Origin of the sequence: Janthinobacterium aquaticum (assembly GCF_009208565.1) — a bacterium.
In the GTDB taxonomy this organism is placed as follows: domain Bacteria; phylum Pseudomonadota; class Gammaproteobacteria; order Burkholderiales; family Burkholderiaceae_D; genus Janthinobacterium.
This window is the reverse complement of record NZ_WFLK01000016.1, coordinates 167075-181008: the sequence shown is the minus strand read 5'-3', so window position 1 is coordinate 181008 and position 13934 is coordinate 167075. Positions and strand designations below refer to the sequence as shown.

Annotated in this window: 12 protein-coding genes and 1 pseudogene; 9 read left to right on the top strand and 4 right to left on the bottom strand. The window is 61.4% G+C overall.

From position 1 onward, the window contains the following. Window positions 1-105, top strand: a pseudogene (locus tag GCM43_RS26285) (IS110 family transposase); the annotation flags it as partial. A gap of 174 nt (window positions 106-279) precedes the next feature. Here GCM43_RS26285 and GCM43_RS22605 read toward each other — a convergent pair. Together GCM43_RS22605 and GCM43_RS22600 are read right to left on the bottom strand one after the other, a co-directional pair. Next, window positions 280-3357 (bottom strand): efflux RND transporter permease subunit, encoded by a 3078-nt coding sequence (locus GCM43_RS22605; protein WP_152248144.1) that lies wholly within the window; start codon window positions 3355-3357, stop codon window positions 280-282. Beyond that, window positions 3354-4424, bottom strand: coding sequence for an efflux RND transporter periplasmic adaptor subunit (locus tag GCM43_RS22600; protein ID WP_413770979.1), 1071 nt, complete (start codon window positions 4422-4424; stop codon window positions 3354-3356). The genes GCM43_RS22605 and GCM43_RS22600 overlap by 4 nt, the downstream gene beginning before the upstream one ends. Before the next feature lie 363 nt (window positions 4425-4787). Here GCM43_RS22600 and hpnC point away from each other — a divergent pair, with 363 nt between their 5' ends. From hpnC to GCM43_RS22575, 6 genes are all read left to right on the top strand, one after another. Continuing rightward, window positions 4788-5660, top strand: a complete 873-nt coding sequence (gene hpnC / locus GCM43_RS22595) for a squalene synthase HpnC (protein WP_152248142.1) — start codon at window positions 4788-4790, stop codon at window positions 5658-5660. A 55-nt stretch (window positions 5661-5715) separates the two neighbouring features. Continuing rightward, window positions 5716-6549, top strand: coding sequence for a presqualene diphosphate synthase HpnD (gene hpnD / locus GCM43_RS22590; RefSeq protein WP_152248141.1), 834 nt, complete (start codon window positions 5716-5718; stop codon window positions 6547-6549). Further along, on the top strand, window positions 6542-7897 hold the full coding sequence (gene hpnE / locus GCM43_RS22585) for a hydroxysqualene dehydroxylase HpnE (protein WP_152248140.1): 1356 nt from the start codon (window positions 6542-6544) through the stop codon (window positions 7895-7897). The genes hpnD and hpnE overlap by 8 nt, the downstream gene beginning before the upstream one ends. Window positions 7898-8046: 149 nt before the next feature. Then, on the top strand, window positions 8047-8214 hold the full coding sequence (locus tag GCM43_RS25900; protein WP_193315711.1) for a hypothetical protein: 168 nt from the start codon (window positions 8047-8049) through the stop codon (window positions 8212-8214). A gap of 12 nt (window positions 8215-8226) precedes the next feature. Beyond that, window positions 8227-9003, top strand: coding sequence for a DUF1700 domain-containing protein (locus GCM43_RS22580; protein WP_152248139.1), 777 nt, complete (start codon window positions 8227-8229; stop codon window positions 9001-9003). Next, the gene (locus GCM43_RS22575) at window positions 9000-9806 is read left to right on the top strand and encodes a head GIN domain-containing protein (protein WP_152248138.1); all 807 of its coding nucleotides are present in this window, start codon (window positions 9000-9002) and stop codon (window positions 9804-9806) included. Before GCM43_RS22580 ends, GCM43_RS22575 begins: the two co-directional genes overlap by 4 nt. A 4-nt stretch (window positions 9807-9810) precedes the next feature. Here the strand turns inward: GCM43_RS22575 and GCM43_RS22570 are convergent, their stop codons facing one another. Next, entirely contained in the window at window positions 9811-11049 is a 1239-nt protein-coding gene (locus tag GCM43_RS22570; RefSeq protein WP_152248137.1) for a TIGR03862 family flavoprotein, read from the bottom strand. A gap of 133 nt (window positions 11050-11182) precedes the next feature. Between GCM43_RS22570 and GCM43_RS22565 the strand changes: the two genes are divergently transcribed. Together GCM43_RS22565 and GCM43_RS22560 are read left to right on the top strand one after the other, a co-directional pair. Beyond that, window positions 11183-11413: a hypothetical protein gene (locus tag GCM43_RS22565; protein ID WP_152248136.1), complete on the top strand. Its 231-nt coding sequence runs from the start codon at window positions 11183-11185 to the stop codon at window positions 11411-11413. Next, window positions 11371-11967 carry a nuclear transport factor 2 family protein gene (locus GCM43_RS22560; protein ID WP_226929616.1) on the top strand — a complete coding sequence of 199 codons (597 nt, stop codon included), beginning with the start codon at window positions 11371-11373 and terminating at the stop codon, window positions 11965-11967. Before GCM43_RS22565 ends, GCM43_RS22560 begins: the two co-directional genes overlap by 43 nt. Window positions 11968-12126: 159 nt before the next feature. On the opposite strand, the gene GCM43_RS22555 is transcribed toward GCM43_RS22560, so the two are convergent. Then, window positions 12127-13749: a type VI lipase adapter Tla3 domain-containing protein gene (locus tag GCM43_RS22555; RefSeq protein ID WP_193315710.1), complete on the bottom strand. Its 1623-nt coding sequence runs from the start codon at window positions 13747-13749 to the stop codon at window positions 12127-12129. Window positions 13750-13934 lie beyond the last annotated feature (185 nt).

The window sequence follows — 13934 nt, the reverse complement described above, 5'->3', positions numbered from 1 at the left end:
GCGCCGAAATTGATCATCGGCGCCATGATGCGCAAACTGGTACACGTGGCATTCGGCGTGCTCAGGTCAGGAAAAATATTTGATCCGACCTTGCACGCCGCTTGACGGGGATAACAGTATCTACGGGCCTTACCCTGCCTGACAACAGGGCCGCAGGTCGGCGTAGGTCGGCGTAGGTCGGATTAGCGTAGCGTAATCCGACACATTCGCACATTATTGCGGCTTTCTGACCCGGAACCACGCCGCATATAATGCGGCGTAATCCGACACATTCGCACGCTATTGCGGCTTCTTGACCCGGAACCAGGCGGCATAAAGGGCCGGCAGGAACAACAGCGTCAAGGCGGTAGCCAGGATCAGGCCGCCCATAATGGCAACGGCCATCGGGCCCCAGAATACCGAGCGCGACAGTGGAATCATGGCCAGCGCGGCCGCGGCGGCCGTCAGCACGATCGGACGGCAGCGGCGCACCGCCGAGTCGATAATCGCGTCCCACGGCGTCGAGCCGTCACGGATGTCCTGCTCGATCTGGTCGATCAGGATCACCGAGTTGCGGATAATCATGCCGAACAGGGCAATCACGCCCAGGTTGGCCACGAAGCCGAGCGGACGGTGCAGCAGCAACAAGGCAAATGCGGCGCCGGCCACGCCGAGCGGCCCGGTCAGGAACACCAGCAGTGCGCGCGAAAAGCTGTGCAGCTGCAGCATCAAGAGCGTAAAGATAATAAAGATCGCCAGTGGCAGGTTGGCCGCGATCGACGCTTCCGCCTCGCCGCTGTCGGCCGCCACGCCCTTGAGGGTAATGCGGTAGCCGGCCGGCAGTTTTGCCCGCAAGGCGTCGATCTGCGGCGCCAGCTGGGTCGATACCGTGGCGCCCTGGATGACGTCGATCACGTCGGACTGCACCGTAATGGCCCATTCGCGCTTGTCGCGCCATACCACGCCCGGCTCCCACACAAAGTGCACGCGTGCAATTTGCGAGATCGGCACGTACTTGCCGCTGGCCGTCGGAATATTGGTGTCGTTAAGCACCGAAATGGTGGCGCGCTCGGCCAGCGGCTGGCGTACCTGGATATCGATCAGCTTGTTATCCTCGCGGAACTGGCCGATCACCGTGCCCGACAAAATGGTATTGGCCGCCTGCATCACCGTGCTCGATGTAATGCCGAGCGCGCGCAGCTTGTCCTGGTCCAGGTCGAGGCGCAGCACCTTGACCGACTCGTTCCAGTTATCGTTCACGCCGACCGTATTGGCGTTGGCGCGCAGCACATCCTTGACCTGGTCGGCAATCGCGCGCACGGTGGCCACTTCCAGCCCGGTGACGCGGAACTGCACCGGATACGGCACCGGTGGCCCGTTAGGCAGCAGCTTGACGCGCCCGCGCACTTCCGGGAAGTCGCGCTTGAACACATCGACGATCTGCTGGCGCAGCCGCTCGCGGTCGGCCAGGCTGTCGGGCAGCACCACGATTTGCGAGACGTTGGTCTGCGGGAAAATCTGGTCGAGCGGCAGATAGAAACGGGGGCTGCCGGTGCCGACATAGCTGGTCACGCTCTGCACGCCGTCGAGCTTGCCGACAAAGGCCTCGAACTTTTTCACCTGCTTTTCATTGGCGGCAAAGGTCGTGCCTTCGGGCGACCACATTTCCACCATCAGCTCGGGCCGGCTGGAATCGGGGAAAAACTGCTTCTCGATAAAGTTGAAGCCGTAGATACCGAGTGCAAAGATGGCCAGCGTGGCAGCAATGGTGGTCTTGCGCCACTCCACGCACCAGGTCACGGCGCGGCGGAAACGGCGGAAGTTGGGCGTATCGAACAGCTCGTGGTCATTATTGGCATGCGGCTTGACCTTCAGCAGCAGATAACCGATATAGGGCGTGAAGACCACCGCCACCACCCACGAGATCACCAGCGCCAGCGCATTGACCGAAAACAGCGAGAACGTGTATTCGCCGGCGGTCGACTTGGCCAGGCCGATCGGCAGAAAGCCGGCCACGGTAATCAAGGTGCCGGTCAGCATCGGCATGGCGGTCGAGGTGTAGGCAAAGGTGGCCGCGTCAAAGCGCGACATGCCCTCTTCCATCTTGCGCACCATCATCTCGACCGCAATAATCGCATCGTCCACCAGGAGGCCCAGCGCAATGATCAGCGCGCCCAGCGAAATCTTGTGCAGGTCAATATCGAGCATGCGCATAAACAAGAAAGTGACGGCCAGTACCAGCGGGATGGTCAGCGCCACCACCAGCCCCGGGCGCACATCGATGCGCAGCGGTTTGGTATGCAGGCCCAGCGCCACGAAACTGACGGCCAGCACGATCAGGATTGCTTCGATCAGGGTGTGGACGAATTCTCCGACCGATGCGGCTACCGCTTCAGGCTGGTTCGACACGCGCTGCAGTTGTATGCCGACCGGCAACTGACTTTCCACACGCGCCACGGTCGCTTGCAGCGCCTTGCCCATGGCAATGATATTGCCGCCCTTCTCCATCGACACGCCCAGGCCGATCACTTCCTTGCCGTTAAAACGCATCTTGTCCTTGGGTGGATCGGCAAATTCGCGCTTGACAGTGGCAAAGTCGCCGAGGCGGAAGGTGGTACCGTTGGCGCGCAGGTCGAGGTTTTCCAGGTCCTTGACGGTCACCATGGCGCCGGTCACGCGCACCTGCAGATTGTCGGTGGGCGTGACCAGCACACCGGTGGCATTGATGGTGTTCTGCTCGGACAGCTGGTTGACGATGGCCGAGAATGGAATGCCCAGCTGGGCAAACTTCTTGTGCGAAAAGACGATATTGATCTTTTCATCCTGCACGCCGAACAGCTCGACCTTGGCCACCTGCGACACGGCCAGCAGCTGCTGGCGCACGTCGTCGGCGTAGTCTTTCATTTCGGCATAGGTAAAACCGTCGCCGGACAGGGCAAAGATCGAGCCGTAGGTGTCGCCGAATTCATCGTTGAAAAACGGCCCCACCACGCCCGACGGCAAGGTATTTTTGATATCGCCGATCTTTTTGCGCACCTGGTACCAGGCGGCCGCCGTTTCCTTGGGCGGCGTCGATTCGCGCAGCTCCAGCAAGATCAGCGTCTCGCCAGGCTTGGAATAGCTGGTGATCTCGTCGATATACGGCGTTTCCTGCAGCTTTTTTTCCAGCTTGTCGGTCACCTGCTCGGCCATCTGCAAGGCTGTGGCACCGGGCCAGTAGGCCTGCAGCACCATCGCGCGGAAGGTAAACGGGGGGTCTTCGTCCTGGCCCAGGTTGGCATAGCTGAGCATGCCGCCGATCAGCAGCACCGCCATCAGATAGCGCGTCAGTGGGATATGTTCGAGCGCCCAGCGTGACAGGTTGAAACCGCCTTTCATTTAACCACCCCGTTATTCACCCCGCCTACGGCGCCGGTGTCAGCGCCAAGCAGGCTGACTTTCTGGCCCGGCTTGAGCAGGTTCACGCCCGCTGTGACCACCGTCTGGCCTTCCTTGACGCCGGACGTCAGCAGCAAGTCGTTGCCGGCCACGCCGCCCACCGTCACCGGCGCCAGCCGGACGGCACCGTTTTCCACCACCCACACCGAGCTTTGCGACTTTTCATTGAACAGCGCAGTGAGCGGCACGCGAATTTGCGGCGTGGCCGTTTGCGAGGCAAACTGCACCACGGCGGTCATGCCCAGGCGCAGCTGCGGCGCTTCGGGAATCGATACGCGCGTGGTGTAGGTGCGCGTGGCCGGATCGGCCACCGGTGAAATCTCGCGGATCTTGCCGGCCAGCGCCTGTTTCGGGTCGGCCCAGAGGCGCACCACCACGTCTTTCACGCCGCGCATGGTCTCGACCTTGTCTTCCGGCAGGCCGATCACCACTTCTTTCTCGCCGCTGCGCGCCAGCTGCACCACCGGCGTGCCGGGCGAGACCACCTGCCCCACTTCGGCGTCGATGCGTGCGATCACGCCGTCGCCATCGGCCACCAGGCTGGCATAGCCGGACTGGTTGGACTGGCCGCGATAGACCGCCTGCGCTGCTTCCACATCGGCTTGCGCCGCCTTGTATGTGGCGTCCTTGCCGTCCAGCACGGCCTGGCTGACGAAGTTTTTCGCACGCAGTTCCTGATAGCGCTTCAGTTCGGCGCGCGCCAGGTCGCGGCTGGTCTCGGCGCTGTTGAGCGTTGCCCGCGCCTGCGCCTGCGACAGCTGCAGATCGGTGGGATCGAGGCGCATCAGCAGCTGGCCGCGCTTGACCACGCTGCCCACATCGACCTTGCGCTCGATAATCTTGCCGCCCACGCGAAAACCCAGCTGCGACGTCACGCGCGCCACGATATCGCCGGAAAATTCGGCATTGACATCGACATTGCTGCTGGCCAGCACAATGGCGCGCACCGGGCGCACCGGTTCGGGCTGCGGCGCCGTTTTGGAGCAGGCGGCCAATGCCAGCACCATGGCGCTGGCAGCAAACAATCGACGAGGTGTCGAAGTCAAGACACCGGTCTTCCGGCACTGGGTTTTCAGGGCAAACAAGGCTTTTTCCTTTACTATGCGGGCTGTCATCTTTTTTATGTGTTTTTCTATGAGTTTTTGTCTCAGGAAACTTGTGCCTGGCGTCGGCTACGGCATTGCTTCCCATAAAGCTTTATAATGTGACAAATATTGATATCACAAAGTCAGTCCGGCAAGTCAAGATCGGGCCTTACTGACTTTCCGGTTAGTAATTATAATCGCGGCGATATTCTTTTAGTGACTTTTGCGTCAGTTACATTCTCAGTTGTTGTAACGACACGCTGTCACCCTAACGAAACGTATTCAATGCCTGTAGACCATTACGAAAATTTTCCCGTAGCATCCTTTTTATTGCCGCGCCGCCTGGTGCCGGCTGTTGAAGCGATCTATGCCTTTGCCCGCAGCGCCGATGACCTGGCTGATGAAGGCGACGCCACGCCACCCGAGCGCCTCGCTTCCCTGCAAGTGTACGAACAGGCGCTGGCCTGCATTGCCCGCGGCGAGAACGTGGCCGACCCGATGTTTGCCCGTCTGGCCGGCGTTATCGCGCAGTTCGAACTGCCGATGCAGCCTTTCCACGACCTGCTGTCCGCCTTCCGCCAGGATGTGACCGTGACGCGCTACGCCAGCTACGACGACCTGCTCGACTATTGCGCGCGCTCGGCCAATCCGGTCGGCCTTTTGATGCTGTGCCTGTACAAACAGGCCGATGCAGATAATGTACGCGATTCCAACGCAATATGTTCAGCTTTGCAACTAATTAATTTCTTGCAAGATGTCGCCATCGACCAGCAAAAAGAGCGCATCTACCTGCCGCTCGAAGACCTGGCGCGCTTTGCCGTCTCGCCGGCCGCCCTGGAGCGGCCCGAAGCCCATGGCAAATGGAGCGCGCTGATGCGCTTTGAAGTAGCGCGCGCGCGTGCGCTGATGCTGGGCGGCGCGCCGCTGGCCATGCGCTTGCGCGGACGCATCGGCTGGGAGCTGCGGCTGGTGGTGCAAGGCGGCCTGCGTATCCTGGAACTGATCGAAGAAGTCAATTACGACGTTTTCCGGCGCCGTCCAAAGCTGGAAAAACGCGACTGGCTGATTATTTTCTGGCGCGCGCTGCGCATGTCGAAAAAGAGCTTGGCGCAAGCGGCGCAAACAAAGCCGATTTTTCCTCCGTCCCATCTGGTCTAAGCGGCTAGAATAGCGGCTTCAAATTGCCACCCCAGCCACCCCAGCATTTTTGCTTATGTCTCCAGACGAATATTGCCAACAAAAGGCCGCCCAGAGCGGTTCGAGCTTCTACTACAGCTTCCTGTTCCTGCCGACCGAACGGCGCCGCGCCATCACGGCGCTGTACGCATTCTGCCGCGAAGTTGACGATACGGTCGATGACTGCACGGACGAAGCGGTAGCACGCACCAAGCTGGTCTGGTGGCGCAAGGAAGTGAAGGCCATGTACGAAGGCAATCCCTCGCATCCGGTCACGCGCGCATTGCAGCCGCACCTGACCGTCTACAAGCTGGAAGAAAAGCATCTGCAGGCCATTATCGACGGCATGGAAATGGACCTGAACCAGACCCGCTACCTCGATTACCAGGCCATGAGCCGCTATTGCTGGCATGTGGCCAGCGTGGTCGGCATCCTGTCGGCCAGCATCTTTGGCGCCACCCGTCCCGAAACGCTGCTGTACGCGGAAAAACTGGGCCATGCGTTCCAGCTGACCAATATCATCCGCGACGTGGGCGAAGATGCGCGCAAGGGCCGCATCTATTTGCCGATCAATGAGCTGCAGCAGTTCAATGTAACCGCAGCCGACCTGCTCAATGCGCGCCATAGCGAAAACTTTGAAAACCTGATGCGCTTCCAGGCCGCGCGTGCGCAAGCGGCCTACGACGAAGCGCTGGCCCTGCTGCCGAAAGAAGACCGCCGCGCCCAGCGCCCGGGCCTGATCATGGCCGCCATTTACCGCACGGTGCTCGATGAAGTCGAGCGCGACGGCTTTCATGTGCTGACGCAGCGCATTTCCCTGACGCCGATCCGCAAGCTGTGGCTGGCCTGGAAGACCTGGGTCCGTGGCTAAGGCTGGCAGCACGGTCAAACGCGTTGCCGTCATCGGCGGCGGCTGGGCCGGTTGCGCCGCCGCCATCGAACTGGCGCGCGCCGGCCATCAGGTCACGCTGTTTGAAGCTGCCCGCACGCTCGGCGGCCGCGCGCGCCGCTTCGAGCGCGATGGCCTGAAACTCGACAACGGCCAGCATATTTTGCTGGGCGCCTATAGCGAGACCTTGCGCCTGTTGAAGCTCGCTGGCCAGGATGCCGGTGCGCTGCTGTTGCAACTGCCTTTGCAGATGCGCTATCCCGACGGCAGCGGCGGCATGGATTTTGTCGCGCCGCGCTGGCCGGCGCCGCTGCACCTGGCGTGGGCACTGCTGCGCGCCAAAGGACTCGAACGTGCCGACAAGGTGGCGCTGGTGCGCTTTTCCAGCGCCATGCGCTGGATGGGCTGGCGCCTGTACAACGACTGCAGCGTGAGCGAACTGCTGGCCCGTTTCGACCAGACCGAACGGCTCTGCCAACTGATGTGGGTGCCGCTGTGCCTGGCCGCGCTCAATACCGCGCCTGAACGCGCGTCGGCGCGCGTGTTCATCAATGTGCTGCGCGACAGCCTGGGCGCGCGCAAGCGCAGCGCGTCCGACATGCTGATCCCAAAAGCCGACCTGTCCGCCCTGTTTCCCGAAGCGGCGGCGCAGTATCTGGCCGCACATGGGGGCGCCGTGCGCCTGGGCGCCAAGGTCGATGCGCTGGCCGCGCGCGCTGACAATCGCTGGCAATTGCAAGCAGGTGATGAAGCAGAGCTCTTTGATGGCGTGGTGCTGGCGACGGCGCCCGCGTCGGCAGCGAGCCTGCTGCGGCCTTTGCCGGTCGAGCCAGACCTGCTGGCCAGGCTCGACGCCTTCGAGTATGAAGCCATCAGCACCTGCTATCTGCAGTACCAGCCGGCGCTACGGCTGGACCTGCCGTTCTACGCGCTGGTCGACGTGCCGCAAGCGGGCCACTGGGGCCAGTTCGTGTTTGACCGTGGTCAGCTTGACGGCCAGCAAGCTGGCCTGCTGGCGGTGGTGATCAGCGCTGCCGGCGCCGCTACTGAACAGGGGCATGCCGCGCTGGCGCAGGCGATTGCCACGCAACTGGCGCAGGTGCTGCAGCAGCCAGGCCTGGCGCAGCCATTGTGGACGCAGGTGATTACCGAAAAACGCGCCACCTTTGCCTGCACGCCCGAGCTGGCGCGACCAGGCAACGCCAGCGGCCTGGCCGGGCTGGTGCTGGCCGGTGACTATACCGCTCTGGAGGACAGCGCCAGCCACTATCCGGCCACCATCGAGGCGGCCGTGCGCAGCGGTGCAGAAGCGGCAAGGCTGTTACGCTGACAACTGCGCTGGCACGCCGCGCCTGGCGGCATATCGCTCCCTGGCGCCGCTGGCCCCCGTAAATATGCAGACTGTCGCACCGCGCTGGTGCGCCAAGTCCCATTTCGCTACAGTCTGACCATCGACAAACCACCGGCAACAACGACACCATGCAGATCAATCCCGACTCCCTGAAAACCTGCCTGAAAGCGGCCCTGCTGCTGGCCTTCGTGACCCTGGCCATGCTGGCCGTGGTCGATGGCCACCAGGCGGGCGCCATGCATCACGCGCCCTTGATGCTGAGCCAGGCCAGCATGCTGCTGCCGGCCCAGGGTTAGAGCGAGGCCATCATGACCCAGCAAGACTACCTCGATGCACTGCAATCGCACCTGGCCGGCCTGGCGCCGGACCTGATCGCCAAGACCATGGCGTATTACGAACAGACCTTCAGCGAGGGCCTGGCGGCCGGGCGCAGCAGCGCAGAGATCGCGGCCGACCTGGGCGACCCGAAAAAAATCGCGCTGACCCTGCGCAGCAACACGCAGCGCCGCGCCTTCGTGCAGCAGAAAACCCCGCTCAACCTGGCGCGCCTGCTGGTCTCGCTGGCCGGCCTGGCCATCTTCAACCTGTTCATGGTGATTCCGGCCGCCGTCTATGCGGCCCTGCTGGTGACCTTTTACGGCATCAGCCTGTCGCTCTATATCGGCGGCATCGCCATTACGGCCAGCGGCCTGTCCGGCGCCAACGAGCTGCTGCTCGACGCCCCGCTGCGCTATCTGGTGATACAGGACGACGATGGCAACCGCGTCGGCGAACATGGACCGACCAGCATCCGCATCGGCGACGCCGGCATCGAGATCCGTAACGTGCCATCGCCAGAGCAGGACACTGCCGGCCGCGGGCATTCGCACCTGCTGGAAAAGGCCGAGGCGCTGGCCGGCAACAGCCTGCGCATTTCCACCGATATGGACAGCGATGCGCGCATCACTCAGAGCGTGATCGGCATGGCGATGGTAGTGGGCGGCATCTTGCTGTTCCTGCTCAACCTGGTGGTCACGCGCTTTACCATGATCGGCGTCAGGCGCTATCTGGCGATGAACGTCGCAATACTGAAAGGACAGCCATGAAACGTCTGCTCAAAACCGGCCTGTCGCTGTTCCTGCTGGCGCTGGTGCTGATCGCCTTGTCTTATACGGCGCTGCGCGCCAAGGGCGTCAATAACCCCAGCAGCGCAGCCGGACGCGCCGTGCGCAGCGAAACGCGCGAGGTCAGCGCAAAAATCACGCAGATCGACCTGAGCGGACCGATCGATCTGACGCTGCGCCGCGGCGCTATCGCTTCGCTGACGGTCAGCGGAGAACAACGTCTGCTGGCCAATGTACAGACCACGCTCGATGGCGCCACCATCCATATCGGCCCGAAAGGCATGCTGTTTCACCACCGCCAGCCGCTACAGGTCGAACTGGTGCTGCCGAACCTGACCAAGCTGGACATCCACGGCAGCGGCGACAGCACGGTCAGCGGCTTTTCCGGCGACAGTCTGGCGCTCGAACTGATCGGCGCGGGCGACCTGAAATTTACCGGGCGCTACAAGGAACTCAAGGCAAGCGTCCAAGGTAGCGGCGACGTGGAACTGCATGGCGGCAACAGCGACATCGTGTCCCTCAATATGGTCGGCTCGGGCAATATCAGCGCCAGCGGCAACACCAAAGCGTTGCAGCTTGAACTGAGCGGCTCGGGCGATATCGACGCCGAGCACCTGGCGGCCGACCAGGCAAAAGTCGTTGTGCAAGGCTCGGGCCAGGCCACGGTATTTGTGCGCAAGGAAGCCGACCTGGCGCTGCGCGGCAGCGGCGATATCCATGTCTACGGCAACCCGCGCCAGCGCGCCTCGCAGCGCTCGGGCACGGGGGAAGTCACCTGGCATTAATGCATCAGGCCTGGCGGGCTTCCAGCCACGCCACCGCCTGCTCGCCGGCCGCCTTGCCACCGGCCAGGCAGGCTGTCAGCAGATAGCCACCGGTCGGCGCTTCCCAGTCCACCATCTCGCCAGCCACAAAGACGCCCGGCATGGCGGCCAGCATGGCGCCGTCCAGCCCATCGAACATGACGCCGCCGGCGCTGCTGATGGCTTCATCGATCGGCCGCGGCCGCTGCAAGGTCACCGGCAGGAACTTGATGGCTTGCGCCAGTGTGGCCTCGTCGGCAAAGTCTGACGCCGACAGACACTCGCGCAGCAGTCCCGACTTGACGCCCTTGATACCGAGCCGGCTTTGCAGGTGGCCCGACATCGAACGCGCGCCGCGCGGACGCGTGACTTCCTCAAACACTTTCTCATGGCTATGATCAGGCGCCAGGTCGAGCCAGATGGTGGTGCTGCCATCGCGCGCGATCTGCTCGCGCAGCGGGCCCGACAAGGCGTAAATCAGACTGCCCTCCACGCCCCCTTCGGTTACCACGAATTGACCCTGGCGGCGTATCTTCAAGCCATCGGCATCGAACGCGGTAATGGCCACCGTCGTCAACGGTTCGCCCGCATAGCGGCTGCGCAGATGGTCGCTCCAGGCAACATCGAAGCCGCAGTTGGCCGGCACCAACGGCGCCACCGCCACGCCCTGCTGCTGCAGGACCGGCACCCAGGCGCCATCAGAACCCAGCCGGGCCCAGCTGGCGCCACCAAGCGCCAGGATCACCGCATCGAACTGGCGCAGCTGCTGGCCGTCCGGCGTGGCAAAGCACAGCTGGCCATCGTGCCAGCCCAGCCAGCGGTGGCGCATATGAAACTGCACACCCGCCTCGCGCAAGCGATGCAGCCAGGCGCGCAGCAAGGGCGCCGCCTTCATATCGGTCGGAAACACGCGGTTCGAGCTGCCGACAAAGGTGTCGATACCCAGCCCGTGCACCCAGTCGCGCACCTGCTGCGGGCCGAACTGGTCGAGCACCGGGCGCAACCGCCCCGCCGCCTTGCCATAGCGGCCGACAAACGCCTGGTAGCCTTCGGCATGCGTGATATTCATGCCACCGCGACCGGCCAGCAGGAATTTGCGCCCGACAGACGGCATGGCGTCGAACAGGTCGACCTGCGCGCCGCGCTCGGCCGCCGCCTGCGCGGCCATCAGACCGGCAGGACCACCGCCGATCACGGCAATACGTAAGATATGGGTACTGGGCATAAGAAAAGCTGAAGAGAAAACCCCGGCATTTTAGTCGAGTTGCGGCCAGATAGTAGCGACAAGGCAGCGAATTGATGCATACTGCAACAAACACAGTGTCATGGACGACAATTAAAGCAGACAGGAGAAGACGATGGGTGCAGGTTTCTGGATTTCCCGCTATGTGCTGGCCAGCGGCATTTTGTTCATTATTCTGGTGATCGTCGAATTTTCCAAAGGCACCACCAGCCAGGCCGATATCCTGAGCGCGCTGGCCTGGTCGCTGGTGGCTTCGGCGATTTTTATCGGCTCCAAATACTGGCGCTACCGCAAGGCGGTGCAGTGTGCAACGTGCAGCGCGGACAGCAAGCCGAAGGCCCGATAGCGGGCAGGAGTCTTGCCTATATTGAACTGCGGCCAGACGGACATTTCACGATTGCCTTGTTACGACCACTGGCGGCCTTTGATAAAGGAAATTTCAGAATGAAACGTGCTTTTTTGCTTGTTTGGTTGCTGGTACCGTTCCTGGCTCAAGCCGCCGATCTCACCGATGAGCAGCATATCGAGCGCGCTGTACGTGACTATATTGAATCGCAACACCAGGCCGATCCGCTACGCATGGCGCGCGGGATAGACCCCACACTAGCAAAGCGCACATATTGGCGGGCCGCCGACGGGTCTGAATTCATCATAAACACAGACTACGATGCGATGTTGAAGGTAGCCAGAAACTACAATAAAGACGGCACAAGATTTCCTGCGCATCCGCGTGTGGACATCAGGATTCTCGATATTGACCAGCGTGTGGCAACCGTCAAATTGAACGCTGATGAATGGATCGACTATATGCACCTGTACAAGAACGACCATAGCGAATGGAAAATCGTCAATGTGCTTTGGCAGTATCACGACACGACGCGCCAGGTCAGCAAAAAATAGCCAGGTTGCCGCATTCGATGGTAACAGCCGCTGTCAGCCAGAACCGGCTCTCCCGGATCTGCGTGACTGCGCACAGTGCGGGGTCAGTTCCGCCATTTGTACACGACCTCGACGGTATATAGCTTCCCTGCACAGCGCGTCAGAAAAGAAAAAGTCCTTTCAGTTTTGCGGATAGTTGGCCGGATCAATCGCGAGCGTCACATGGTGACCAAACACATCGCCGCCCCGCGCATGCTGTTGCAACCCGCGCTTTTCCTCTGACGGTGGACTAATCATTACGATGGATGCTTCTGCGGGATTGCGCAGGTTGATCGCCGCGCTGACGCCGCCATCGCGGTAGCTGCCCATTACGCCGATTGCCATCTGCACCAGCAGCGTGGCCGCGCCGGTATTGCCCAGGCGCCTGTCGGTATCGATCCATTGCGCAGGGTTGCCGGCATCCAGCTCCGTGCCCCCCTCTTGAACATGCTGCATCAATGTCTTGTGCAGCGCTACTTCTTGCTGTGTATTGCCGCCAGTGGCGCTTACTATCCGCGCTGGCGCCGCCGCGCGATCCCCTTCCGGCAGGCTGCGCAGGGCCTGCTGCCAGCCTGCCTGCAGGGCGCGCTCGCGCTCGTCGCGCCGTGTCAATGGCTTGCCGCTGGCGTCCACCATCGCTACATAAGTCGGCCGGTGGATAAAGCCCAGCGTGGGCAAGGCGTCGAGCTGGGCCAACTGCTCCTTGTTGAACGGTACAGGAAACCATGGTGTCGGTTTCCAGTCTTTCGGCGGATGATAGTCATGCGGGTGAAGCTTGTGCAGCATGCTGAAACTGCCGGTGCCGCGGATATCGCTGCGCTGGGCGAACTGGGCGGCGACGGGGAGCCATTCGGCTATCGTTGGCGCACGCATGGTAAAGGCAACAGGATCTTTTTCCTTGTCGGGATGGGGTACGGTGCGCTTCAAGCGCTCGTAGGCAAGAAACAACCGTCTGGCCACACCATAGCTATTGAGATTATCGACGCTGGCTTCGGGCGGCGCATCGTCAAAGGCAAACGCACGTACCGCATCAATACGCTCACGCCGGGCAAGCACGAACAAGGCGGATGCATCAGGCATTTCAGGAACATACTGGCCATCCTTGACCAACGCTGGCGAACCATCTGGTCGATACAGGTCGCGGGCGTAAATACTATCGACGGAATTGAGGACAATATAGGGAGCGTCAGGATTAGCGTCAAAAAATGCAAATACATCCTCCACGATGCGGTCTGGGTATTCGCTGAAGCGGCGTGGACCGGCAATAAACAAATGCCAGTGCAAGCCGGAAGCTGCATAGTCGCCAGCCAGACCGATCAATGGATCATCTGGCCGATCCACCATACTTGCGTTAAAAACCGGGGGCTCGGCGTTAAACACTGGAACGGCAAAATACATGGGTGTATGCCTGGCACCATTTTCAAGTGCATCACCGCTTCGTGCGCCTGACAGCCCCTCCCGTTCGGATGCATCCCATGGATATTTTTTTTCATCCTGCTCACGTATGCTTGCGTAAGCATTGCCGCCCTGCAATGCCTCCCACAATTTCCCCTGACGATATTTATCCACCGTCACGCCCATGCCGATGACCTCCAGTACATAGCCACGCTGTTGCTGTTCAACGGCTTGCAACATATGCTTGCCAGACTGGGCAACTTCAACCGGCTTGTGCGGCCCAAACCAACGAACACCCAGTAGACCGAGGGCGACGCAGGGAGGTATTAACAATAACCATTGCAGATAGTGCCATATGGATTTATGCATGAGAAACTCCATACCATGTCACTTTGAAGTAAGATCGCTTGGTTGCCAGAAACGAAACTGCCTGAATGAGTCGGTACGCTTGCCGCTAAGCGTTTCACAAAGGGTCAGGGTCAGTTCCGCCATTCGTACACGACCTCGGCGGTATATAGCTTCCCTGCACAACGCTCAGACAAGAAAAAGTCCTT

Bases quoted from the DNA above. Each gene is read 5' to 3' on its own strand.
- GCM43_RS22605 (WP_152248144.1), bottom strand. From the start codon at position 3,357: ATGAAAGGCGGTTTCAACCTGTCACGCTGGGCGCTCGAACATATCCCA.
- GCM43_RS22600 (WP_413770979.1), bottom strand. From the start codon at position 4,424: ATGGTGCTGGCATTGGCCGCCTGCTCCAAAACGGCGCCGCAGCCCGAA.
- hpnC (WP_152248142.1), top strand. From the start codon at position 4,788: ATGCCTGTAGACCATTACGAAAATTTTCCCGTAGCATCCTTTTTATTG.
- hpnD (WP_152248141.1), top strand. From the start codon at position 5,716: ATGTCTCCAGACGAATATTGCCAACAAAAGGCCGCCCAGAGCGGTTCG.
- GCM43_RS25900 (WP_193315711.1), top strand. From the start codon at position 8,047: ATGCAGATCAATCCCGACTCCCTGAAAACCTGCCTGAAAGCGGCCCTG.
- GCM43_RS22580 (WP_152248139.1), top strand. From the start codon at position 8,227: ATGACCCAGCAAGACTACCTCGATGCACTGCAATCGCACCTGGCCGGC.
- GCM43_RS22575 (WP_152248138.1), top strand. From the start codon at position 9,000: ATGAAACGTCTGCTCAAAACCGGCCTGTCGCTGTTCCTGCTGGCGCTG.
- GCM43_RS22570 (WP_152248137.1), bottom strand. From the start codon at position 11,049: ATGCCCAGTACCCATATCTTACGTATTGCCGTGATCGGCGGTGGTCCT.
- GCM43_RS22565 (WP_152248136.1), top strand. From the start codon at position 11,183: ATGGGTGCAGGTTTCTGGATTTCCCGCTATGTGCTGGCCAGCGGCATT.
- GCM43_RS22555 (WP_193315710.1), bottom strand. From the start codon at position 13,749: ATGCATAAATCCATATGGCACTATCTGCAATGGTTATTGTTAATACCT.